This window comes from Nitratireductor sp. J20-h4 (assembly GCF_056780505.1).
The window spans coordinates 2,404,137-2,427,699 of the sequence record NZ_CM165557.1; the positions used below are offsets into that span (position 1 = coordinate 2,404,137).

A 23,563-nucleotide genomic window follows, 5' to 3' on the forward strand; every position below is an offset into this window, starting at 1 on the left:
CTTCCGGCCCGCCTCCGTTGTTAACAGGCCCGTGAGCCCGTCAGTTGGCTTGCCGGCGCAGGAAAGCCGGGATCTCGAGCTGATCGTCCTCCTGCTGCGCGCGCGCGGCCGGCGTCAGGCGGCCGTGATCGTCGAGCTGGCCCTGCCGGGGCGCGTAAAGCTGCGCGTCCTGGCTGGCGAGCCGCCGGGCTTCGGGCTGGCGCACCAATTGCGGCTCGCGCGGCGCACCGGCGCCCCGCGTCGGCTCGTCCTCGCGCCGCGACAGGCCCGTTGTCAGCCGCTTGAGCAATCCCATCGGCCCCTTGTCCTCGGCAGCGGGCTCGGCACCGGAGCGCGCCTGCAGCTCGGCCTTCACGACCGGCGGAAAATCCTCCACGCGCGGCATGCGGGGCTGGGCCTCGGCGGCGGCAGGCTGCGTCCGCGACGCGGGCCTGGTCGGGGCGGCCGGCGCGGCCGGCGCCTGTTCGGGCGCCGCCTGGAAAATGCGGCTTTGCGGCCGGAAATCCGACTGCTGTGCGTTGCCGCGTTCGGCGTCGCGGATCGCTTCGGCGACCGGATCCTCCGCCGGCGCCGCTTCGGCGACGGGGGGCGGCGCCTGACGCGTCTCGGGCGCCTGTTGCGGAGCGGCTGCGCGCGGGGCGGCCGGCTTCGGCTGCTGACGGATCTCGACCGGCGCGGCGGCGATCTCTGAAGCCTTCTTGTCGATGCCCGTGGCAACCACCGACACCCGGATCACGCCTTCCAGATCCTCCGCGAAGGTCGCGCCAAGAATGATATTGGCTTCCTGGTCGACTTCCTCGCGGATGCGCGTCGCCGCCTCGTCGACCTCGAACAGGGTCAGGTCGCGACCGCCGGTGATCGAGATCAGCAGGCCCTTGGCGCCCTTCATCGAGCTCTCGTCGAGCAGCGGATTGGCGATCGCGGCCTCGGCGGCGGCCATCGCGCGGCCCTCGCCGGACGCCTCGCCGGTGCCCATCATCGCCTTGCCCATCTCGCGCATCACCGAGCGTACGTCGGCGAAATCGAGATTGATCAGACCTTCCTTGACCATCAGGTCGGTGATGCAGGCAACGCCCGAATACAGCACCTGGTCGGCCATCGCGAAGGCATCGGCGAAGGTCGTCTTGTCGTTGGCGATCCGGAACAGGTTCTGGTTGGGAATGACGATCAGCGTATCGACCGACTTCTGCAACTCCTCGATGCCGTGATCGGCGATCTTCATGCGCCGCTGGCCCTCGAAATGGAACGGCTTGGTGACGACGCCGACGGTCAAAATGCCCTTTTCGCGCGCGGCCTGCGCGACCACGGGCGCGGCCCCGGTGCCGGTGCCGCCGCCCATTCCGGCGGTGACGAAGCACATATGCGTCCCGGCGAGATGATCGACGATTTCATCGATGCACTCCTCGGCCGCCGCGCGGCCCACTTCCGGCTGCGATCCCGCGCCGAGACCCTCTGTCACATGCGCGCCGAGCTGGATCAGCCGGTCGGCCTTCGACATCGTCAGCGCCTGCGCGTCGGTGTTGGCGACCACGAAATCGATCCCCTTGAGGCCGGCCGTGATCATGTTGTTGACGGCGTTGCCGCCGCCGCCGCCGACACCGAAGACGGTGATGCGCGGCTTCAGCTCGGTGATGTCCGGCTTTTGCAGATTGATTGTCATGTCGTCGTCCTTTTCGCCTTTCTCGCCGCATCGCCGCCGCGGCCGCCAGGAGGTGTGACCCTCAAAGTTAGAAACTGTCTCTCAACCATTGACCCACACGCAGGAACCGCCCGCCCGTACCGGTCGCGCGCATGCCCATGAATTTCGATACCCGGCTGTTTTCGAACGATGCCACCTGGGGATAGATCATCAGCCCGGCAACCGCCGCGAAGGCGGGACCCTTGGCGGCCTCGGGAAGGCCGGCCACGCCGAGCGGCCGGCCGATGCGCACGCTGCGCCCCAATATGCGCCGCGCCGCCTCCGGCAGGCCGACAAGCTGGCTCGCCCCGCCGGTCAGCACCACGCGCTTGCCGATCGTGCTGCCATAGCCCGAGCGCCCCAGCCTCTCGCGCACCAGTTCCAGCGTCTCCTCCACCCGTGCCCGGATGATGCGCGTCATCACCGCGCGCGGCACCTGCAGCGGCTCGTCGCCGTCGCCGCTGCCGACGGAGGGAACGTTGACGATGTCGCGCTCGTCGGCGGTGCTCGCCAGCGCCGAGCCATGCATGACCTTGAAGCGCTCGGCGACCTCGACGCTGGTCGACAGGCCGCGCGCCAGATCGAGCGTCACGTGGTGGCCGCCGACCGGGATCGATTCGGCGTGAACGAATTTTCCTTCCGCAAACACCGACAGCGTCGTGGTGCCGCCGCCCATGTCGATGCAGGCCGCCCCGAGTTCGGCTTCGTCGTCGACCAGCGCGGCCAGGCCGCTCGCATAAGGCGTAGCCACCATGCGCTCGACCGACAAATGGGCCCGGTTGATGCACAGTTCGAGATTGCGGATCGGCGCCGCGTCGGCGGTCAGCACATGCATGTCGACGCCCAGCATCTCGCCGACCATCCCGCGCGGATCGCGAACCCCGCGCTCGGCGTCGAGCGCGAAGCCGACGGCCAGGGAGTGCAGCAATTCGCGCTCGGCATCGAGCGCCTGCTTGGCGCCGGCGGCCAGCACCTTCTTGATGTCGGAGGCATCGACGGCGTGGCCGCCGAGATTGACCATGGCGGTCGAAACCTCGCTTTTCAACCGGCCGGCCGACAGATTGACGATCAACGAATCGACGGTCACGCCGGCCATCCGCTCGGCCGCGTCGACCGCCAGCCGAATGGCGTGTTCGGCCCGGTCGAGATCGACGACCATGCCGGATTTCACGCCCTGCGATTTCTGGTGGCCGATGCCGACGATACGGACCTGGTGCGTGCGTCCCTTCAAAAGCTGGCCGCCTTCAGCAGGCCTGAGCTTGCCGATGATGCAGCAGATCTTGCTCGATCCGACATCGAGAACCGTCACCACGCCGGAGCGGCGGGCGGCGGTGTCGCGGGGTGCGGCAAGCCAGCTCATATCGATCGCCCCTTGCGCTTGCCCTTGCCGCGCCCGCTCAGGGCCGCTTCGCGCCGCTCCGCGCCTTCGGGCGTCAGCTTCACCACCAGACGATCCTCCAGCCGCATGTCCACGGCGGCGATATCGCGTTCCAAAAGCCCGTAGGTCCGCTCGAGCGCGGCCAGTTCCGCGATCGCGCGGCCTTCGCCATTCTCGGGCAGTTTGACGGTCACGCCGTCGGCGAGCCGCAAATCCCAGCGCCGGTCCGCCACCCGCACATACCCCTTGACGCGCTCGGCAAGCGCCGGATGAACCGCGAGCTTGCGCACGATCGCCTGCGCGCGCTCGGCCGCCCCGGCGCCCACCACCAGCGGCAGCATCGCGTAGCGATCGCTGCGATAGGGCGCGATCTCCGCCCCGTCGCGCTCGATCAGCGTCAGGTCGCTGCCGCGCTGCCAGATCGCGAACGGCTTCTTTTCCGTGATCTCGATCTCGATCGCGTCGGGATAGATCTTGCGCACCGAAGCCGAACGCACCCACGGCATGGCGGCGATGCGCGTGCGCGCCGTGTCGGCGTCGAAGCCGACCAGCGACGTCCATCCGTCGAGCTCGAGCCTGCCGAGAATGTCGATCTCGGACGTTTCGACATGGCCTGAAATGCGAACATCGTTGATGGCGAAGCCGCTGCGCGCGGTGACCGCCTTGACGACCGTCGGCATGTGCCCGCCAAGAACGACGCCATAGGCGCCGGCAGCCATCAGCACGCACAGCGTGGCCGCCAGCATGGCGTGACGCGGCGCCTCCAGCGCGTCGACGTCCAGGCGCGACAGAAACCGCGCCGGGCGGCGCAGCCGTCGCGGCAGGACGCCGTCCGAAAAGCCGGCAAGCGTCCGCGACGGGAGCGAAGCGCCCGTCTTGCGGTATTTTGCCGGTCTCAACGCAAACACGAAGCGTCCTCCACCATCCAACGCAGGAGCTCACCAAACCCGTGACCGGCATGCGCGGCCAGTTCCGGCACGAGCGATGTCGGCGTCATGCCCGGCTGCGTGTTGACTTCGAGCCAGATCAACTCGCCATTTTCCGAATGGCGGTCGTCGTAGCGGAAGTCGGACCGGGTCACGCCCCGGCAGCCGATGGCTTGGTGAGCCTTGAGCGCGAGTGTCTGTATTTTTTGGTAAATATTCGGTGAAATTTTTGCGGGGCATTCGTGTTTTGAGCCCCCCGCCACGTACTTTGCGTCATAGTCGTAGAAGGAATGCCCCACCGGCACGATTTCGGTGACCCCGAGAGCGACGTCGCCCATCACCGCGCAGGTCAGTTCGCGCCCGTGCACGAATCGCTCGACCATGACGATGTCGCCATATTTCCAATCGTCCGACTGGATGATCTGCGGCGGATGCGGCTGGTCGGCCTTGACGATGACGACGCCGAAGCTCGAGCCCTCGTTGACCGGCTTGACCACATAAGGCGGCGGCATCGGATGCCGGGATCCGATCTCGAAACGGTTGCGGATTTTCGATTCGGCGACCGGAATGCCCGCCGCCCTGGCGACCAGCTTGGCCTTTTCCTTGTCCATCGCCAGCGCCGACGCCAGCACGCCGGAATGGGTGTAGGGAATTTCGAGATATTCGAGGATGCCCTGAACCTTGCCGTCCTCGCCGAACGGCCCGTGCAGCGCGTTGAAGGCGACATCGGGCCGCAGCTCGGCCAAAACCCGGCCGAGATCGTGGCCGACATCGACGCGCGTGACGCGATACCCCTCGCCCTCGAGCGCGTCCGCGCACGCAGCGCCCGAAGACAGCGAAACGGGCCGCTCGGAGGAAAATCCCCCCAAAAGAACGGCAACGTGTTTTTTCGCCATACCCGGACTTCCCCTGCTTCGGCGGGCCTCTCCGCGCAGTCCGGGCTTGAGTCCGAGTCCACCGGCGGAAGACCCCCCAGTCAAAAACGCGGCGAACGCGTGAAACGACTCAAATCAGGAAACGCTTGGCCCCAAAGAATCAGAGCTTTAGCCCGCTGGCAAGTATGGAATGTCGGGGCGTCCGCACGATAGTGCCCGATCGCCCGTTTCGATGCGGCCGATGCCGCGGGGCAAGCCGCTACAGCATCTGCCCCAGGAACTCGTCGATCTCGTGGCCGGGCTTGAAGGCGCCGATGCGCCGGATTTCCCAGGTCAGCCTGATACCGGACCGTTCCAGGACGCGGGCGCGCACGGTCTCGCCCAGGAGTTCCAGATCGTAGCCGGTCGCGGTGCCGGTGTTGATCATGAAATTGCAATGCATGGGCGACATCTGCGCGCCGCCGATCATCAGGCCCCGGCAGCCGGCCTTGTCGATCTCCTTCCAGGCCGAGGTCCCTTCCGGGTTCTTGAAGGTCGAGCCGCCGGTCTTTTCGCGGATCGGCTGCACCGTCTCGCGGTGATGCTGGACGGCGTCCATTGCCGCCTGGATCGCCGCCTTGCCGGCCGGCTCTCCTTCAAGCGTAGCCTCGGTGAAGATCAGATCCTTCGACGCGGCCGAATGGCGATAGGCATACCCCATATCGGCGTTCGAAAGGATGTGGAGCGCGCCGTCGCGGTCGAGCGCACGCACCTCCACGACGCGCTCGCGCGTCTCCACGCCATTGGCGCCGGCATTCATGCGCAGCGCCCCGCCAATGCCGCCGGGAATGCCGTGATAAAAATGGAAGCCGCCGAGACCGGCCTCGAGCGCCGCGGCCGCCACGCGCTTGTCGGGCGCCGCCGCGCCAGCGCGGATGCGGTTGTCGCCGATCGCCTGCACGGCGCCGAACCCCTTGGCCGACAGTCTGACGACGAAACCGCGAATGCCGCCCTCGCGCACCAGCAGGTTGGAACCGATGCCGACGACCGTGATCGGAATCTCGCGCGGCACCGCTTTCAGGAACGCGGCCAGATCCTCTTCGTCGGCGGGCTGAAACAGCGCATCCGCCGTTCCGCCGGCCCGAAACCAGGTGATCTTGTCCATCGCCGCGTCGGGCGTGATGCGCCCGCGCACAGCCGAAAGCCGGTCGCCCAGCCGCTGCACAAGCGCAGCGCCGTTCATGTGTTGCCCCCGGCGAGTTCCCCGGGCAGCTGATAGGCCCATTGGGTGATGTTGCCGGCCCCCAGAAAGATCACGTAGTCGCCATCGCGGGCAAGATCGCGCACGATCGGCGCGATCGCCTGCGGCCCGGCGATCGCGCGCGCGTCGCGATGGCCGCCGGCGCGCATGCGCGCCACCAGCGTCTCGGCCGACACGCCTTCGATCGGATCCTCGCCGGCCGGATAGACCGGCGCGACCAGAACCGTGTCGGCATCGTTGAAGCAGGAGGCGAAATCGTCGAACAGATCGTGCAGGCGGGTGAAGCGATGCGGCTGGGCAATTGCGATGACGCGGCCCTTGCAGGTCTCGCGCGCGGCGCCCAGAGCCGCGGAAATCTCGACGGGATGATGCGCGTAATCGTCGAAAACCTGGACCCCGTTCCAGGTGCCGGTCGGGGTGAAGCGCCGCTTGACGCCGCCGAACGACAGCAACCCCTTGCGGATGTCGTCGGCCGAAATGCCCAGTTCGTGCGCCACCGCGATCGCGGCCGTCGCGTTGGCGACGTTGTGGCGGCCGGGCATCGGCAGGCGCAGGCCGCGAATGTCGCTGACCTGACCGGTCTTGCGGTCGCGCACGACGATGTCGAACAACGAGTGGGTACCCTCCGTGCCGACATTTTCGAACCGGACGGCGGCCTGCGGATTGCCGCCATAGGTGATGACGCGCCGGTCCTCGATGCGCGAAACCAGTGCCTGCACCTCGGGATGGTCGATGCACATCACGCCGAAGCCGTAAAAGGGCACGTTTTCGACGAATTGACGGAACGCCTCGCGCACGCCGTCGAAACTGCCGTAATGGTCGAGATGTTCGGGATCGATATTGGTCACCACCGCGATCTCGGCCGGCAGCTTCAAGAAGGTGCCGTCGCTCTCGTCGGCCTCGACCACCATCCACTCGCCTTCGCCCATGCGCGCATTGGTGCCGTAGGCGTTGATAATGCCGCCATTGATCACCGTCGGATCGAGCCCGCCGGCGTCGAGCAGCGTGGCAACCATCGACGTGGTCGTGGTCTTGCCGTGGGTGCCGCCGATCGCCACCGCCTGACGAAAGCGCATCAGTTCGGCCAGCATCTCGGCGCGCCGGACCACCGGCAGGAGCCGCTCTCGCGCGGCGGCGAGCTCCGGATTGTCCTTCTTGATCGCGGTCGACACCACCACCACCTCGGCCTCGCCGAGATTGGCCGCGTCGTGACCGACGAAAACGCGGATGCCCTTGTCGCGCAGCCGCTGCACATTGGCGTTGTCGGACTGGTCGGAGCCCTGCACCTGGTAACCGAGCGTGTCGAGCGCCTCGGCAATCCCGCTCATGCCGATGCCGCCAATGCCGACGAAATGGATGAGGCCGATCGTCTCTGGCATCTTCATGATCGGACTCCTTGCTTGAATGCGTCTGGCGAAAGACCCGACGCAATAACCTCCGTCAAGTCGGCGAGCAACCTCGTCGCGTCCGGCTTGCCGGCCGTTTTGGCGGCGGCCGCGATGGTATCGAGCCGCGCGGGGTCACGCATCAATCCGTCGAGCAGGTCGCGCAGTTTTTCCGCCGACAGCGTCGCCTGGGCATGGACTTCCGCCCCGCCGGCCGCCTGCAGGGCGGCGGCGTTGGCCGCCTGATCGTGATCGAGCGCATACGGATAAGGCACCAGCAGCGCCGGGCGCCCGATCGCCGCGATTTCTGACACGGTCGACGCGCCGGCCCGCGCGATCACCAGATGCGCGCGCGCGATCCGCGCCGCCATGTCGGTAAAGAACGGCGATATTTCGGCCGCCACGCCCATCGCCTGATAGGCGGCGCGCACGGCCGCCTCGTCCTCCGGCCGGGCCTGCTGGGTGACGCGCAGGCGCCGGCGCGCCTCGTCGGGCATGGCCGCGATGGCCGGCGGTACGGCTTGCGAGAAAAACTGTGCGCCCTGGCTGCCGCCGAACACCAGAAGCTCGAACGGCGCATCGGGCGCCGGGGACCGGTACGCCGTGGCGGCGGCCTCGATCACGGCCGGGCGCACGGGGTTGCCGGTTTCCACGATCCGCCCGGCAAGCGCGCCTTCGGCCTTCAGGAACCCGCCGGCGATGGCGGTGACACGGGCCGACAGCGCCCGGTTGGCCCGCCCCATCACCGCGTTCTGCTCATGGATGAGGGTGGGAATGCCGCGCCGGGTCGCGGCAAAGACCGGCGGCAGGGTCGGATAGCCGCCGAAACCGACCACCGCCTTGGGCTTCAGGCGCTGCAGCACGACCGACGCCTCGCGATAGCCGCGCCACAGCGCCCAGAACGCGCGCGCGACCGTGAGCGGATTGCGCGAGCCGATCGTAGCCGAGGTGATCACGTGATGACCGTCGGCGGGAAAGGCGCCGGCGTAACGGGCGGCGCGATCGTCGCTGGCCAGATGCACGCTCCAGCCCCGCGCCTTGAGCGCGTGCGCCAGCGCCTCGGCCGGAAACAGATGGCCGCCTGTGCCCCCGGCCGACAGCAGGATGGTTCCCCGGCCCATCTTACTTGGCCGCGAAGGCGCTGCCGGGCGCGAACGGGAAATCGGACGTCTTGCGCCGTTCCGGACGGCGTCGCGTCAGCGCCAGCACCATGCCCATCGAGATCGCCATCGCGATCAGCGACGAGCCGCCATAGGAGATGAACGGCAAGGTCATGCCCTTGGCCGGCATCAGCTGGAGATTGACGGAGATGTTGATGACCGACTGGAAGCCCAAAAGCACGACCAGTCCGCAAACGGCGTAACGGACGAAATCGTCCTCCTCGCGCAGCGCCGAGCGCAGGCCGCGCAGCACGACGAAGGCGAACAGGCCGACGATGATGAAACACAAAACGATACCGAACTCCTCCGCCGCCACGGCGAAGATGAAATCGGTATGGCTGTCGGGCAGGATGCGTTTGACGGTGCCCTCGCCGGGACCCTCGCCCCACCAGCCGCCGCGGATGATCGCCTCGCGCCCGGTATCGACCTGAAACGTGTCGCCCTCGCCGGTGATGAAACGGTCGATGCGGTCGGCGACGTGCGGAAAGATCGAGTAGGCGGCGACCGCGCCGGCCGCGCCGAGACCGCCGAGCACGGCGATCCACAGCCACGGCATGCCGGCCAGGAAGAACATCGCCCCCCAGGTGCCCAGCACCAGCATGGTCTGGCCGAGATCGGGCTGGGCGACCAGCAATGCCAGCGCCAGGCCCAGAAGGATGATGGCGAACAGATTGCCGGGAATGTCGGGCTGGCGCGCATGTTCGGCAAAAAGCCACGCGCAGATCACCACGAAGGCCGGCTTGAGGAATTCCGACGGCTGGACGGAGACGCCAAAGAGCGAAATCCAGCGCCGCGCGCCCTTGACCTCGACCCCGACGAAGAGCACCAGCACCATCGCGACCAGGGAACCGGCCAGCATGACCAGCGCCAGCCTGCGGATGTTGCGCGGCGAGAGGAAGGAGACCGCAAGCATGGCTCCAACCGCGGGCAGCATGAAGACGATCTGGCGTTCCACGAAATGGAATTCCGACAGGCCGATGCGCTCGGCCACCGCCGGGCTGGCTGCGAAGGACAACACAATGCCGAGCACCATCAGGCTCAAAAAGGCTGCGAGGAACCAGCGATCGACCGTCCACCACCAATTGGCGACCGGCCCCCTGTCGACACGACTGACCATCAGCTTGTCCCTCCGATCGGTTCGATATTGGCAAGGCCGCGCACCGCAGCCTTGAAGGCGTCGCCGCGCACCTCGAAATTTCTATACTGGTCGAAGCTTGCGCAAGCCGGGGATAACAGGACAACCGCCTCGCCCGCCGGGTCGTTCTGCGCGTCGGCGGCCGCGTGCGCGACCGCCGCGTCGAGCGTGCCGGCGATCTCGTAGGGCACCATGTCGCCCAGCGTCGCCGAGAAGGCCGGCGCCGCCTCGCCGATCAGATAGGCCTTGGCGATGCGCGGAAACAGGCCGCGCAGCGGCTCGATACCGCCCTCCTTGGCTAGCCCGCCGGCGATCCAGTAGATGCGCGGATAGCTCGACAGCGCCGGCGCGGCGGCGTCGGCATTGGTGGCCTTGGAATCGTTGACGAACAGCACATGCCCGCGCCGCGCCACCTGCTCCATGCGGTGGACCAGGCCGGGAAAGCTCGCAAGCCCCGCCTGGATTTCGGCGTCCGAGACGCCGATCCTGCGGCAGGCCGCGATCGCCGCGAGCGCGTTCTGGGCATTGTGCTGGCCGCGCAGCGCGCCGATACCCGCCAGCGAGGCGACCTGGCGCACCCTGCCATCGCGCGCCTGCATCAGTTCCGTGCCTTCGGCGAAGAGCCCGTTGGCGAGCGCCAGGCGCTTGGAGATGCGAACCAGTTCGGCGCCGGTCTGTTCGAGCCGGTCGGCGATCTGCGCCCCCCATGCGTCGTCGACGCCGACGATCGCCAGATCGCTGCCGGCGACCAGCCGCTCCTTGATCGCGGCGTAGTGCTGCATCGTACCGTGGCGGTCGAGATGGTCGGGTGAAAGATTGAGCAGGATGCCGGCCGTCGGCCGGATCGAGGGCGCCAGGTCGATCTGGTAGGACGAACATTCCACCACGTAGGAGCGGCCGGCGGCCGGTGGGTCGAGCGTCATCACCGCGCGCCCGATATTGCCGCCGATCTGCGCGTCATGGCCGCTATGGGTCAGGATATGACCGATCAGCGCGGTCGTGGTCGATTTCCCGTTGGTGCCGGTGATCGCGATGAACGGCGTCTCGGGCGCGCGTGCGGCGCGCTCGCGCGAAAACAGTTCGACATCGCCGATGATCTCGGCATCGGCAGCCCGCGCCAGTTCCACGCTCCAGTGCGGCTTGGGATGGGTCAGGGGAACGCCCGGCGACAGAACCAGCGAGGCAACGCCGCTCCAGTCGATCCCGCGCAGGTCCTGCGTGGCGATCGCCTCGCGCCCGGCCCGCGCCACGCTTTCGGGATTGTCGTCCCAGGCGATCACCCGCGCGCCGCCGGCGGCGAGCGCCGTCGCCGTGGCGATGCCCGACCCGCCGAGCCCGAACAGGGCGACGGTCTTGCCGCTGAAGCTGCGCGCTGCAATCATCTCTATCTCAGCTTCAGCGTCGACAGGCCGATCAGCGCCAGGATGACGGCGATGATCCAGAAGCGGATCACGATCTGGCTTTCCGTCCAGCCCATCTTTTCGAAATGATGATGGATCGGCGCCATCAGGAAGACGCGCTTGCCCGTCATCTTGAACACCGCCACCTGGATGATCACCGACAGCGCCTCCATCACGAACAGCCCGCCGATGATCGCCAGCACGATCTCGTGCTTGGCAGCGATCGCGATCGTGCCGATCAGGCCGCCCAGCGCCAGCGACCCGGTATCGCCCATGAAGATCGCGGCCGGCGGCGCGTTGAACCACAGGAAGCCGAGCCCGGCGCCGATCACCGCCCCCAGCACGACCGCCAGTTCGCCGGTGCCCGGCACGAAATGGATCTGCAGATAGTCGGCGAACACCGCGTTGCCGGACAGATAGGCGATGACGCCGAACGACGAGGCCGCGATCATCACCGGCACGATGGCAAGCCCGTCGAGACCGTCGGTGAGATTGACCGCGTTGCCGGCCCCAACGATGACGAAGGCGGCGAACGGCACAAAAAAGATGCCCAGATTGATGATCAGGTCTTTGAAGAAGGGAAAGGTCAGCGAGGTGGAAAACGGCTCCTGACCGTTGCGCATGATGACCCACGCCGCGGTGCCGGCGATCAGGAACTCCGCCAGGAGCCGCAATTTTCCCGATATGCCGAGATGCGACTGCTTCGTGACCTTCATGTAGTCGTCGTAAAAGCCGATCGCGCCGAACAGCAGCGTGACCAGGAGCACGGTCCACACATAGACGCTCGACAGGTTTGCCCACAAAAGCGAGGAGCCGATGATCCCGGTCATGATCATCAGGCCGCCCATGGTCGGGGTGCCCGCCTTCTTGAAATGGGTCTGCGGCCCGTCGGCGCGGATCGGCTGGCCCCGGCCCTGGCGCACGCGCAGCGAGTTGATGATCACCGGTCCGAACATGAACACGATCAGCGCCGAGGTGATCAGCGCGCCTCCCGTGCGGAAGGTGATGTAACGAAAGACGTTGAAGACCGAGAACTGGTCGGCCGCACTTACCAGCAAAGTGAGCATGTGCTGGAAATCCCCCTCTTCATCCCTCGTCCGCCGCGGTCGAAGCCTGTTGCGGAGGATATTTTTCCAAAAGCGAGTCGATCAGCCCGGCAAAACCGAGCCGAAGCGACGATTTGACCATCACCGCGTCGCCGCCGCCGATCTCAGCCAGCAGCACCGGCTGTAGCGCCTCGCGCGTTGGCCGATAGTCGACCGCGACATGCTGCGCAAGCGCGTCGCGCAGGGCCGCCATCGCCTCGCCGGCCAGATAGACCCGGTCGAGCCCGGCTTCCAGGATCGGCTCGGCAAGCCCGGCATGCAGCTTGGCCGAATGCGCGCCGAGTTCGAGCATGTCGCCCAAAACGGCGATCCGGCGTCCGTCATGACCGGTCTGCGTGCCGGCAAGCAGCGCGATCGCCGCCTTCATCGAGGCCGGGTTGGCGTTGTAGCTTTCGTCGATCAGCGTGACCGGCCCGTCGGGATGGGCAAGCACATGGCGCGCGCCGCGGCCCTTTTCGGCCCGAAAGGCGCCGAGCGCGGCGGCCGCCTTGGCGACATCGCCGCCGGCCAGGTGCACCGCTCCCAGCACCGCGAGCGCGTTTTGCACCATATGCCGGCCGGGCGCGCCGATCCGCGCCACGATCTCCGCCCCGCCGATCCGCGCGGTGAGGCTCGAATGATCGGGTTTCAGGACCGCCTGCACGAGCCTGTAGGTGGCGCGGGCGTGCTCGCCGAACCCGTGAATATGCTTGACGCCGGCATCCTTGGCGGCCTTTTGCAGGATACGCCAGCGCGCGTCGTCGCGGTTGATCAGCGCGTGACCGTCCGGCTCCAGCCCCTCGAAGATCTCGGCCTTGGCGCGGGCGATGTCGTCGAGCGAATGGAAATGGCCGAGATGCGCGGCGGCAACGATGGTCACGATCGCCACATGCGGGCGCACCAGCTTGACCAGCGGGCGGATTTCGCCGGCATGGTTCATGCCGATCTCGAACACGCCGAAATCGGTGTCCTCGGGCATGCGCGCCAGGGTCAGCGGCACGCCCCAATGATTGTTGAAGGAGCGTTCCGCCGCGTGCACCGTGCCCGAACCGGATAGCGCGCGCCGGAGCGCTTCCTTGGTCGTCGTCTTGCCGGCCGAACCGGTCACGGCGATGATTTTGGCCTTCGAGCGCCGGCGGCTGGCTTCGGCCAGCCGTTCGAGCGCGACCAGCACGTCCTTGACCACGATCATCGGACAGGTCAGGCGACCGAGCCCCGGCAGGCGGCCTTCCGCAACCACCAGCAGGGCCGCGCCGGCGGCCACGGCAGCGGTGGCAAAATCATGGCCGTCGAAGCTCTCGCCCTTGATGGCGAAAAAGGCTTCGCCCCGGTTCAGTGTCCGCGTATCGATCGAAATGCCCGAAACCGTCTTGGGCAACTGTCCGAATGGGCGCCCTTCCATGGCGGCGACCATTGCTTCGGCGGTCCACAATTCGCTCATGCCCGCTGCTCCGCCAATGCCTTGCGAAGCTCGGCGTGATCGGAGAACGGATGGGTCACCTCGCCGACCGTCTGCCCCTCCTCGTGCCCCTTGCCGGCCACCACCAGCGTATCGCCGGCGCGCAGCATTGAAACCGCCGCGCGGATCGCCTCGCGGCGGTCGCCGATCTCGACCGCGCCGGGCGCGTCGGCCAGGATTTCGGCGCGGATTTCCGCTGGCACCTCGCTGCGCGGATTGTCGTCGGTCACGATCGTCACGTCGGCCAGCCGCGTCGCGATCGCGCCCATGATCGGCCGCTTGCCGCGGTCGCGGTCGCCGCCGCAGCCGAACACCACCACCACCCGGCCGGTGGTGAACGGCCGCACCGCGGAAAGCGCGTTCTCAAGCGCCTCGGGCTTGTGGGCGTAATCGACATAGACCGGCGCGCCGGCACCGGTCTGTCCGACCAGCTCGAGCCGGCCGGACGCGCCGCGCAGATGTTCCAGCGCCCGCAGCGCGGCCTCGGTCTCGGTCCCCGTCGCGACCGCCAGGCCGGCCGCCACCAGCGCGTTGGCGATCTGGAAATCGCCGGCGAGCGGCAGCACGATCTCGTGGATCCGGCCGTCCGCCTCGATTTCGGCGCGCTGGCGCTGGCGCTCGTGCTCGACGCGCTTCAGGCTCATGAACGTGCCGCGGCGCCCCACGGTCAACACCTCGCAGCCGGCGCGTTCGGCCGCCTCGATGGTGGCCGCCGACCAGGGATCGTCGGCGAACACGATCGCCGGCGCGCCCTTTGGCAACAGCGTGTCGAACAGCCGCATCTTGGCGCGGTGATAGTCTTCGAGGGTTGGATGGTAGTCGAGATGGTCGCGCCCCAGATTGGTGAACGCGGCCGCGGCAAGCCGCACCCCGTCCAGACGGCGCTGGTCGAGCCCGTGGCTGGACGCCTCCATCGCGGCATGGGTGACGCCGGCATCAGCCAGTTCGCGCAACAATTTGTGCAGCGCCACCGGGTCCGGCGTGGTCAGCGATCCGTATTCCTCGCGGCCGGGCGCGCTCAGCCCGGTGGTACCGATGCTGGCCGCCTTCTGGCCGGTGCGCTCCCAGATCTGGCGCACGAACGAGGCGACGGAGGTCTTGCCGGCCGTGCCGGTCACCGCGACCATGGTTTCGGGCTGGCCGGCATAAAAGCGCGCCGCCGCCAGCGCCAGCGTGCGGCGCGGATCGGAGACGCGAAGAACCGGTATGTCGAGATCCGCCGCATCCGCGTCCGGCCCGGCCAGAATGGCGACCGCGCCTGCCCGGGCAGCCTGGCGCGCATAGGCCATCCCGTCCGTCTTCACGCCTTTCAGCGCGGCGAACAGAAAGCCGGGGCCGACCGCCCGAGAATCCGAGCTGAGCCCGGCGAGCGCGACCCCGCCGCTCGGCACGGTGTTGTCGGGGAAAAGATCGGCAAGGTCGCTGAGCTTCATGTAAATCCGTCTGAATGCCGCCGGGTCCGACCGGCGCAGAATCATGGGTGCGAGACCAGCGTCGCAGCGTCTTCTTGGCCGAAATCCGGCTTCACGCCAAGAAGCGGCGCTGCACGGCGAATGATATTGGCCACAACCGGGGCGGCATTGAGGCCTGCCGTCGCGCCGATTCCGGGCCGCTCCGGCTGGGGCTCGTCGACGATCGACAGCACGATATATTGCGGGTCCTCCATCGGCAGCGCGGCCAGGAAGGCATTGAAACGCTTGCTGCTGGAATAGCGGCCATTGACCACTTTTTCGGCCGTGCCGGTCTTGCCGCCGACCCGGTAGCCGGGCACTTCGGCGCGCCGGCCCGAACCTTTTTCCGCATTGAGACGGTAGAGATAGCGCATCGCGGCGCTGGTTTCGGGCGCGATCACCTGCTCTGCGATTTCGGCCGCCTCGGCCTCGGTGCGCGGCAGGAAGGTCGGTGGGATCAGCTTGCCGCCATTCATCAGCGCGGCCGCGCCGACCGCGGTCTGCAGCGGCGTCGTCGACATGCCGTGCCCGAAGGAAATCGTGATCGAATTGATCCGTTTCCACGTGGCCGGCTCGGTCGGGGTCGCGACCTCCGGCAGTTCGGTTTGCATGCGATCGAGCAGGCCGATCCGCTTCAAAAACGCCCTGTGCCCCTCGATGCCGACGGCCTCGGCCATGCGGCCGGAGGCGATGTTGGAGGAGTAGATGAACACTTCCGGCACCGTCAGCACGCGCCCCTTGCCGTGGAAGTCGCGGATGGTGAAGCCGCCGATCCGCAGCGGACGGGTGGCGTCGAAGCGGCTTTCCAGCGTCGCCTTGCCGGAATCGAGCACCATCGCGGTGGTGAAGCTCTTGATCGTCGAGCCCATCTCGAACACGCCGGCCGTCATCCGGTTCAGCCGGTCCTTCTGGTGCGCGGTGACCGGATTGTTGGGATCGAAGTCCGGCAGCGAGGCCATCGCCACCACCTCGCCGGTCTTGGCGTTGAGCACCACCGCGCCGGCCGCGATCGCCTGATAGCGCTCCATCGCGCCGGCCAGTTCGTCGCGCACGATGTGCTGCACGCGCAGGTCGATCGACAGTTGCACCGGCGCCAGCGCGGCATCGCTGACCAGGCCGGCCGCGCGCAGATCCGCCAGCCCCTGATCGTCGAGATATTTCTCGATGCCGGCAATGCCCTGATTGTCGACATTGACCAGGCCGAGAATGTGCGAGGCGGTCGGCCCGCCCGGATAGAAGCGGCTCTTTTCCGGGCGGAAGCCGATGCCGGGGATACCGAGCTGCAGGATCTCGTTCTGCTGTTTGGGCGTGATCTCGCGCTTGAGCCAGGCAAAGCCGGCGCCGCTCTTCAGCCTGGAATAGGTGCGTTCGTAGTCGAGCGACGGCAGTACGGTCGCCAGACGCTCCACCGCCTCGTCCGCATCGACGATGCGGCGCGGCTCGGCGTAAAGCGAGGCAGACTTGATGTCGGTCGCCAGCACCTGGCCGTTGCGGTCGACAATGTCGGGGCGCGCGGCCAGCAGACGGTCGGCGCCCGGCACGTGGGTCAGTTCCACGTCCTGCAGGCCGAGATAGACCAGCCGGCCGCCGATCAGGCCATAAAGCGCGAAGAACACGCCCATCGCCATGATGACGCGCGAGCGCGAGCGCCCGCCGCCGGATTTGCGCGCCCCTTCCACGACGATCGAGCCGCTTGCGGCGGCCCCGTCGCCACGCCTGCCGATACGGCCGAGAAACCTCTTGAGAGCCGGCACGCCCTTCATGGCTTGGTGCTCCCGGTCACAACGCCGTCGGCGCTGGCGGCGCCGGCCGTTGTCGACGGATCGGAGGGCGGCTCCACCGGCCGTTCGGGAAGCTCCGCCGGACCGGCGATCTGATAGGGCTCGACCGGCTCGAGCGCGAGTTCGTCGCGATAGGTTTCCGCCAGGCTTTGCAGGCGCGACGGCTGCGTGAGCAGGCTCCAGTCGGCCTTCAGGAGATCGATGGTCTCCTGTTCGAGGCGAAGCCCGGCCTCGATCTTGCGCAGCGCGTCCAGCTGGTTTTCGGCCTCGTGCTTGGTCTTGTAGGTGAAGGCGGCCGCCGAGATCATGACCGCGATCAAAACCATGTCGGTTGTACGAAACACGCGCTAGCTCCTTTCCACGCCGCGGCCCGGCGCCGGCAGCTTCGGCAAGCCGAACAGGGTGAAATCCGCCGCGCCCGCCGGCGCATCGAGCCGGGTGGCCGCCCGCAGCTTGGCCGAACGCGCGCGCGGATTGGCGGCGGCCTCCTCGGCGGAGGGCGCGACCATGCGGTCCGGCTTGTCGAACGTGGCCGTTCTGGCGACCGGTTCGGGCAGGTGGCGCGAACCGCCGGCCGTGCCGGACCGGTCGGTCATGAAACGTTTCACGATGCGGTCTTCTAGCGAATGGAAGGTGACGACGACGAGCCGCCCGCCCGGACGCAAGGCCCGCTCCGCGGCAAACAAGGCCTTGGCCAGTTCGCCGAGTTCGTCGTTGACGAAAATGCGCAATCCCTGGAAGCAGCGCGTCGCGGGATGGATCTTGTCCTTGGCATGGCGGCCAACCAGCAACTCGATCGCGTCGGCGAGATCCAGCGTGCGCGTGAAGGGACGCTGCACCCGGCGGCGCTCGATCATGCGTGCGATCCGTCCGGCCTGACGCTCCTCGCCGAGAATCCCGAAAATCCGCGCCAGGTCGCCGGCTTTGAAACTGTTGACGATATCGGCCGCCGTCGGCCCGTCCTGTTCCATGCGCATGTCAAGCGGGCCGTCGCGGCGGAAAGAAAAGCCGCGCTCGGCCCGGTCGAGCTGCATCGAGGAGACGCCGATATCCAGCACGACGCCGTCGACCGGCTCGCCGGCAAGCGTATCGAGGTCGGAAAACCGGCCCTCTACCAGCCGCAGCCGGCCGTCGGCCGCCTCGACTAGGGCCTTGCCGTCGCGGATCGCATCGGGATCGCGATCGATGCCGATCACCCTGGCCCCGGCCTCGATCAGGGCGCGCGTATACCCGCCGGCGCCGAAGGTGCCGTCAACGACAAGCGCGTCGCGTTGCAAACGCAGCGCGGCGACCACCGCATCGAGCAAGACGGGAATGTGGCGGGCCGGTCCGCCACCGGCGTCCTCGCGGCCGCCGGGGCCCGCCATCATTCCCTGTCCTCGCTCGACCGCCCCCGAACCGCGGACTGACGCAGTTTTGCAAGCCGCGCGCGCACTTCCGACCCATAGGCCTTCAGGCGCTCCGGCTGCCAGATCTGAAAAAAATGCCCCCGCCCGACAAAGGCGACATCCGTCTCGATGCCGGTATGCTCGCGCATGAAATCGCTCACCATGATGCGCCCCTCGCGGTCGATCTTCAAAAACGCCCCGTCGCCGTGGCAGAAGAAGGACATGTCGTCCGCCGTCTGCAGAAACGGGTCTTCCTGCTCGATCCGCGCCTCGTAGCGGTCCAGCAGGTCGAGCCCGCCCACGTCCAGCGCCGGAATGTCGAGCGCGCGCAGCGCGTAGAGTTCGGAAAATCCCTTCTTCTGCAGAACCGCGCGAAAATGCGCCGGCACCGACACCCTGCCCTTGGCGTCGATGCGGTTGACTGCGCTGGAAAGGAAACGATCCATCATGCGACACGGACGCCGTCGACGCCGCCAATTCCTTCATTCGTGTTTCGGCGCCGAAATACTGCCCCCGGCGCCCCCGGCCCGCTCCATTTCCAACGGCAAACGCCCCCGCGCCGGCCGCCGCGACGGTCGGACGAAAAGACGCTTCACTCGCCACTGGAACGAAATTCGGAATGTGTTTTTGGGATATCATGGGCCAATATGGGCGTCAATGGGATTGTGCCGGCTTCCCTTCCCGCCGAAGCGATGGCGCGCACGCAACTCGCCGCGCTGCCCGATTTATGCTCCATTAAGCCTAACGAAGGGTTAGGGGCCGGATTCGGGAGGCATCCCGCCACGGGCGCTGTGCTTAGCCTCCCGCCCTCTCGCCTCCTCTTCGCCCCCTTTAGAAAAGGTTAGACAGCATGACCGACAGCTCCAGCGAACGCGCCGCCCGCCTGGCCCATCTGCGCCGCGAGGGGCTGGAAAAGGGCGACCCGGTGCCGTTGCCGCTCACGCTGGCGGCGATGTATCACCTGCCCGGCGATCCCGCCGGCTTCAGCCAGTACGGCCGCTTCGCCAACCCGACCTGGGACGGCGTCGAAAAGCTGCTGGGCCATCTGGAGGACGCGCCGGCGGTCGCCTTCCCCTCCGGCATGGCCGCGATCTCGGCGGTGCTGTTTTCGCTGCTGAAGACCGGCGAGCGCGTGCTGTTGCCGTCCGACGGCTATTACACGGTCCGCGTTCTGGCCGAGCGTTTCCTGGCGCCGATGGGCATCGGCTTCGACACCCGGCCGACGGCCGGCTTTCTCGACGGCGGCTTCGACGGCTACCGGCTGGTCTTTGTCGAAACGCCGGCCAATCCGGGTCTCGATCTCTGCGACATCGCCGCCGTCGCCGAAAAGGCGCACGCGGCGGGCGCGCTGGTCGTGGCCGACAACACCACCATGACCCCATACGGCCAGCGTCCGCTCGACCTCGGTGTCGACGTCGTCGTCGCCGCCGACACCAAGGCGCCGAACGGCCATTCCGACGCGCTGTTCGGCCATGTGGCAAGCCGCAACGAGACGGTCGTCGCGGCGGCGCGCGACTGGCGCAAGCTCGCCGGCGGCATACCCGGCCCGTTCGAGGCCTGGCTGGTGCATCGCGGCCTGGAGACGCTGGAGGTGCGCTTCGAGCGCATGTGCAATTCGGCCGAGCTGATCGCCACGCGGCTGCGGGAGCACCCGCGCGTGCGCGCGCTGCGTTATCCCGGCCTGAAGGACGATCCCGGCCATGCGCTCGCCGTCCGCCAGATGCGGCGCTTCGGCTTCCTGATCGGCCTCACCCTCGGCTCCGCGGACGAGGCCGAAACCTTCATCGACCGCTGCGCGCTCATCCAGCCGGCCACCTCGTTCGGCGGGGTCCACACCTCCGCCGAACGGCGCGCGCGCTGGGGCGACGCCGTCGATCCGGGCTTCGTGCGGCTCTCGGTCGGCTGCGAACCGACGGAGGAACTGTGGAACGCGATCGCCGCGGCCCTCGACGGCTAACACCGGGACGGCCTGAAGGCCACAGGTGATTCAGCGCGCGAAGGCGTTGAATCACCTGCGCAACAACGTGAATCGTCGTGTGATGGAATGCGGGCAACCGCCCGCAAACACAAGAAAAATGCCAGCCGGCCTGTAAGCCGGGTTCTGTATGGCCCCGGCCCCCGAGGGCGCCGGAACGTGGCGGCCATTCATCTGGGGCGGACGTTGCCGCCCGCCTCGTGCAACCAACCCGGACGGCTGGGCCGGAAACTGCCCGGGAGTCGCCTCCCGCACCGTCCCTATTCGGTTTTGCTCCCGGTGGGGCTTGCCGTGCCACTGCTGTTACCAGCAGCGCGGTGGGCTCTTACCCCACCCTTTCACCCTTGCCCCGCCGGCAAACCGGTTCGCTCTGCTCGAGCGCTGCGACCGGTTTGCAGGCGGGGCGGTTTGCTTTCTGTGGCGCTTTCCCTGGGGTCGCCCCCGCCGGCCATTAGCCGGCACCGTGTTTCCATGGAGCCCGGACTTTCCTCGCACGCCGCCTTTCGGCGCTTGCGCGCGCGGCCGCCCGGCCGACTGGCAAAACGCATAAAGGCATCGGCGAGCAAAAACGCAAGCCCCGCGCCGCATTTACCGGCAAAGGACTGCCCTTACCCCGCAGAATTCTTCCGGCCGTAAAATCAGCCGCCCAGATGCCGCTTGACCTTGCTGCAATAGGCCGCCGAAACGCGGTTCATGCGCTTGGCGCCGTGGCCGGCATTGTATTTCAGGATCGTTCCGCAGGTGGAACCACCGCCGAGCTTGTGCGCCTTGGCAAGGTATTTCATGCCGTATTTGATGTTGGTTTCGGGATTGAACAGCCCCTTGGTCGAACCGCGATACCCCATCATGCGCGCCGTCGCCGGCTTGATCTGCATCAGTCCGATTTCGCCGGCTTTGCCGCGCGCGTTCGCCCGAAAATTGCTTTCCACCCGCACCACGGCGCGCGCCAGACTGACGGGCACGCCGTAACTGGAGGCATAACGAGCGATGATGGTGTGGTAACCGCCCTTACCAGCCTTGCCAGCCTCGGCGGTCTTGGCGACCTTGGCCGTCTGGCTGGCCTCCGCGGGTTTCCGCTTAGCCTTCACCTTGTCGCTGCTGCGCGCGACGTTTTTCGCATCGCCGCGCCCGATCGCGCCGGTCGCCATCCTGTCGACCGCCCGGCCTGCCGCGCGCTCCGCCTCGGCCTTGGCATAGCTGGTCGCATAGCGGATATCGCCATCGCGCGCCGCCGCGGCCGTTTTCGACGCGTCGGCGGACTTGACCTTGCCGGCCTGCTTGGCGTTCGCGTCGGTGTTTGCAAAAACCTTCTCGAGGTTGGCGGGACGAAGGCTCGTCGGCTGCTCCTGGGCGTGGGCGACAGGTATCGACAGTCCGGCGATGAGCATCGCCGAAATCAGGCTTGGTTTCTTCATGTTGTCTTGGGTCTCTGGCTTGGCGTCCACGATCCGGGACGGCGGTTTGGCTATACGCTCCCGGATCCACACACAAAGGATCCGGAACGAGTGCGAAACCGCCAGATGCCGCCGGATTGGGCGGCAAAAATGGCCGTCAAGCTCAACTTTTTTCTCTTTGTGTTACAAGAGCATAGACGGAGCGGTCCGCTTACGCAGGGTCAGCCTGGAGCGCGGCCAGGAGCCTGACCAGCGTTTCGACGGTCGCCGGGTCGGCGCGTCCGTCGACCCGGGCCGGCCGGAAATGTCGCTGGAAGGCCGAGACAACGGTTTCGGTCCACTCGTCGAAAAGATCAGCGATTTCAATCGAATAGCCATAATTCGCGAGATCGCGACGCATCTGTCTGACCAACGGGCCGTTGTCTCCGGGCCCTAACACCGGCCCGTCCGTCTCGGGCGCGGGCGTCACCAGATGGCCGATGCCGGCGGCATGCAATCTGGCCCAGGGAAATTTTTCGCCGGGATCGATCTTGCGTCCCGGCGCCACGTCCGAATGCGCCAAAACCCGCGCCGGCGCGACCGCATGCCGCACTGCAACATCCCGGCACAGCGCAATCACCGCCTCGATCTGGGCGTCCGGAAAGGCCCTGTATCCCAGAACATGGCCCGGATTGACGATCTCGATCCCGACCGAGCGCGAATTGATGTCGGTTTCGCCCTGCCAGAAGCTCTTGCCGGCATGCCAGGCGCGCGCGGCTTCCGCCACCATCTGCACCACCGCGCCATCCTCATGGACAAGGTAGTGCGACGACACCCCGCTTTGCGGGTCGCATAGCCAGTCCTCGGCCCCCTGCCCGCTGTCCATGCCGGTATAGTGCAACACGATCATATCGGGTCCGGCGACGCCCCTGCGTTCGCCATGATTGGGCGACGGCCTGACCCGTGCGCCCTGGTGGTCGGCGGCATAGCCGCTCATGCCGAAACGCGGCCGCGCTCGATCGCCTCGTAGGCGGCGTTGATGGCAGCCGCGCGATCGTTGGCGATCGCCAGAAACTCCTCCGGCACGCCGCGCGCGATCAGCCGGTCGGGATGGTTTTCAGCCACCAATTGGCGATAGCGCCGGCGCACGGCCTCGAAGGGCATGTCGCGCGTCACGCCCAGAACGGCATAGGGATCGTCCGCCGGCCGCACCGCGTGGCGGGCAAGAATGCCGTCGAAGCGCCGCTCGTCGATCGCGAAGATTTCCGCGACCCGATGCAGGAACGCGACCTCGCGCTCGTGCAGATACCCGTCCGCCTTGGCGATGTGGAACAGCCCGTCGAGAATATCCTCCAGCATGCGGCAATTGCGCTCGCCCGACCCGCATAGGCGCGCCATGCGTTCGGCATAGGCTTCGAACCCGGCCGTGTCGGCGGTGGCGAGATCGTAAAGGCGCGCGACATTGCGCTCCTGCTCGCGCGGCACGGCGAAGATTTCGTGGAAGGCGCGCACCTCGTCCTGGGTGACGATGCCGTCGGCCTTGGCCATCTTGGCCGACAGCGCTATCATGGCGATGGAAAACGCCACCTTGCGGCGCAGTTCGGGATCGCCCTCGAAGGCCGTGCGCACGGCTTCCACGACGTCGGCCACGCCGGCGGCCGCGCCCGACGTCACCCGGCTGATGAAATCGCCAAATCGGCCCCAGATCGACATGGGCCCTGTCTAAAATGAATCGGTGACGATTGCGAGGGCTGTTCATGCCGAGCGATGATCGGCCGCAGGATCGATAGAGCCCGGCGCGTCATCCCGGCGCAATGTCGTTCCAAAGGCGCCCGTCGGGGCGCACGCGGCGAAAGAGCCGGCCGCCAGGGATG

Annotated in this window: 20 protein-coding genes and 1 other RNA gene; 1 reads left to right on the forward strand and 20 read right to left on the reverse strand. The window is 67.3% G+C overall.

What is annotated here, in order from left to right; genetic code table 11:
• Positions 1-40: 40 nt before the first annotated feature.
• The 16 genes from ftsZ to mraZ all read right to left on the reverse strand — a co-directional run bounded on the left by ftsZ (position 41) and on the right by mraZ (position 18,787).
• Positions 41-1,660, reverse strand: coding sequence for a cell division protein FtsZ (ftsZ, locus tag ACT2B0_RS11720; RefSeq protein WP_473464923.1), 1,620 nt, complete (start codon positions 1,658-1,660; stop codon positions 41-43).
• Between the two features lie 67 nt (positions 1,661-1,727).
• Complete coding sequence (gene ftsA, locus ACT2B0_RS11725; RefSeq protein ID WP_473464925.1) at positions 1,728-3,038, reverse strand: cell division protein FtsA; 1,311 nt, start codon at positions 3,036-3,038, stop codon at positions 1,728-1,730.
• Positions 3,035-3,964 (reverse strand): cell division protein FtsQ/DivIB, encoded by a 930-nt coding sequence (locus tag ACT2B0_RS11730; RefSeq protein WP_473464928.1) that lies wholly within the window; start codon positions 3,962-3,964, stop codon positions 3,035-3,037. Before ACT2B0_RS11730 ends, ftsA begins: the two co-directional genes overlap by 4 nt.
• Positions 3,952-4,878 carry a D-alanine--D-alanine ligase gene (locus tag ACT2B0_RS11735; RefSeq protein WP_473464930.1) on the reverse strand — a complete coding sequence of 309 codons (927 nt, stop codon included), beginning with the start codon at positions 4,876-4,878 and terminating at the stop codon, positions 3,952-3,954. Before ACT2B0_RS11735 ends, ACT2B0_RS11730 begins: the two co-directional genes overlap by 13 nt.
• Positions 4,879-5,116: 238 nt before the next feature.
• Positions 5,117-6,079 (reverse strand): UDP-N-acetylmuramate dehydrogenase, encoded by a 963-nt coding sequence (gene murB / locus ACT2B0_RS11740; protein WP_473464932.1) that lies wholly within the window; start codon positions 6,077-6,079, stop codon positions 5,117-5,119.
• Positions 6,076-7,482, reverse strand: coding sequence for a UDP-N-acetylmuramate--L-alanine ligase (murC, locus tag ACT2B0_RS11745; protein ID WP_473464935.1), 1,407 nt, complete (start codon positions 7,480-7,482; stop codon positions 6,076-6,078). The genes murB and murC overlap by 4 nt, the downstream gene beginning before the upstream one ends.
• A complete protein-coding gene (gene murG, locus ACT2B0_RS11750) occupies positions 7,479-8,603 on the reverse strand; it encodes an undecaprenyldiphospho-muramoylpentapeptide beta-N-acetylglucosaminyltransferase (protein ID WP_473464937.1) in 1,125 nt (374 codons plus the stop codon). The genes murC and murG overlap by 4 nt, the downstream gene beginning before the upstream one ends.
• Before the next feature lies 1 nt (position 8,604).
• Positions 8,605-9,759: a putative lipid II flippase FtsW gene (gene ftsW, locus ACT2B0_RS11755; protein ID WP_473464940.1), complete on the reverse strand. Its 1,155-nt coding sequence runs from the start codon at positions 9,757-9,759 to the stop codon at positions 8,605-8,607.
• On the reverse strand, positions 9,759-11,159 hold the full coding sequence (murD, locus tag ACT2B0_RS11760) for a UDP-N-acetylmuramoyl-L-alanine--D-glutamate ligase (RefSeq protein WP_473464943.1): 1,401 nt from the start codon (positions 11,157-11,159) through the stop codon (positions 9,759-9,761). Before murD ends, ftsW begins: the two co-directional genes overlap by 1 nt.
• A gap of 2 nt (positions 11,160-11,161) precedes the next feature.
• On the reverse strand, positions 11,162-12,244 hold the full coding sequence (gene mraY, locus ACT2B0_RS11765; RefSeq protein WP_473464946.1) for a phospho-N-acetylmuramoyl-pentapeptide-transferase: 1,083 nt from the start codon (positions 12,242-12,244) through the stop codon (positions 11,162-11,164).
• 19 nt (positions 12,245-12,263) lie between these two features.
• The gene (locus ACT2B0_RS11770; RefSeq protein ID WP_473464949.1) at positions 12,264-13,703 is read right to left on the reverse strand and encodes a UDP-N-acetylmuramoylalanyl-D-glutamyl-2,6-diaminopimelate--D-alanyl-D-alanine ligase; all 1,440 of its coding nucleotides are present in this window, start codon (positions 13,701-13,703) and stop codon (positions 12,264-12,266) included.
• On the reverse strand, positions 13,700-15,154 hold the full coding sequence (locus ACT2B0_RS11775) for a UDP-N-acetylmuramoyl-L-alanyl-D-glutamate--2,6-diaminopimelate ligase (RefSeq protein ID WP_473464952.1): 1,455 nt from the start codon (positions 15,152-15,154) through the stop codon (positions 13,700-13,702). The genes ACT2B0_RS11770 and ACT2B0_RS11775 overlap by 4 nt, the downstream gene beginning before the upstream one ends.
• 41 nt (positions 15,155-15,195) lie before the next feature.
• The gene (locus tag ACT2B0_RS11780; protein ID WP_473464955.1) at positions 15,196-16,935 is read right to left on the reverse strand and encodes a peptidoglycan D,D-transpeptidase FtsI family protein; all 1,740 of its coding nucleotides are present in this window, start codon (positions 16,933-16,935) and stop codon (positions 15,196-15,198) included.
• Positions 16,932-17,297: a cell division protein FtsL gene (ftsL, locus tag ACT2B0_RS11785; RefSeq protein ID WP_473464957.1), complete on the reverse strand. Its 366-nt coding sequence runs from the start codon at positions 17,295-17,297 to the stop codon at positions 16,932-16,934. Before ftsL ends, ACT2B0_RS11780 begins: the two co-directional genes overlap by 4 nt.
• A gap of 3 nt (positions 17,298-17,300) precedes the next feature.
• Complete coding sequence (gene rsmH, locus ACT2B0_RS11790) at positions 17,301-18,323, reverse strand: 16S rRNA (cytosine(1402)-N(4))-methyltransferase RsmH (RefSeq protein ID WP_473464960.1); 1,023 nt, start codon at positions 18,321-18,323, stop codon at positions 17,301-17,303.
• A complete protein-coding gene (gene mraZ, locus ACT2B0_RS11795; protein ID WP_473465950.1) occupies positions 18,320-18,787 on the reverse strand; it encodes a division/cell wall cluster transcriptional repressor MraZ in 468 nt (155 codons plus the stop codon). The genes rsmH and mraZ overlap by 4 nt, the downstream gene beginning before the upstream one ends.
• Before the next feature lie 404 nt (positions 18,788-19,191).
• Here mraZ and ACT2B0_RS11800 point away from each other — a divergent pair, with 404 nt between their 5' ends.
• Positions 19,192-20,298, forward strand: coding sequence for a cystathionine gamma-lyase (locus tag ACT2B0_RS11800; RefSeq protein ID WP_473464963.1), 1,107 nt, complete (start codon positions 19,192-19,194; stop codon positions 20,296-20,298).
• Between the two features lie 117 nt (positions 20,299-20,415).
• On the opposite strand, the gene rnpB is transcribed toward ACT2B0_RS11800, so the two are convergent.
• From rnpB to ACT2B0_RS11820, 4 genes are all read right to left on the reverse strand, one after another.
• Positions 20,416-20,854, reverse strand: an RNA gene (rnpB, locus tag ACT2B0_RS11805) — RNase P RNA component class A.
• A 100-nt stretch (positions 20,855-20,954) separates the two neighbouring features.
• On the reverse strand, positions 20,955-21,731 hold the full coding sequence (locus tag ACT2B0_RS11810) for a lytic transglycosylase domain-containing protein (RefSeq protein WP_473464966.1): 777 nt from the start codon (positions 21,729-21,731) through the stop codon (positions 20,955-20,957).
• 190 nt (positions 21,732-21,921) lie between these two features.
• Positions 21,922-22,686 (reverse strand): N-acetylmuramoyl-L-alanine amidase, encoded by a 765-nt coding sequence (locus tag ACT2B0_RS11815; protein ID WP_473464969.1) that lies wholly within the window; start codon positions 22,684-22,686, stop codon positions 21,922-21,924.
• Complete coding sequence (locus tag ACT2B0_RS11820) at positions 22,683-23,402, reverse strand: TerB family tellurite resistance protein (RefSeq protein WP_473464972.1); 720 nt, start codon at positions 23,400-23,402, stop codon at positions 22,683-22,685. The genes ACT2B0_RS11815 and ACT2B0_RS11820 overlap by 4 nt, the downstream gene beginning before the upstream one ends.
• Positions 23,403-23,563 lie beyond the last annotated feature (161 nt).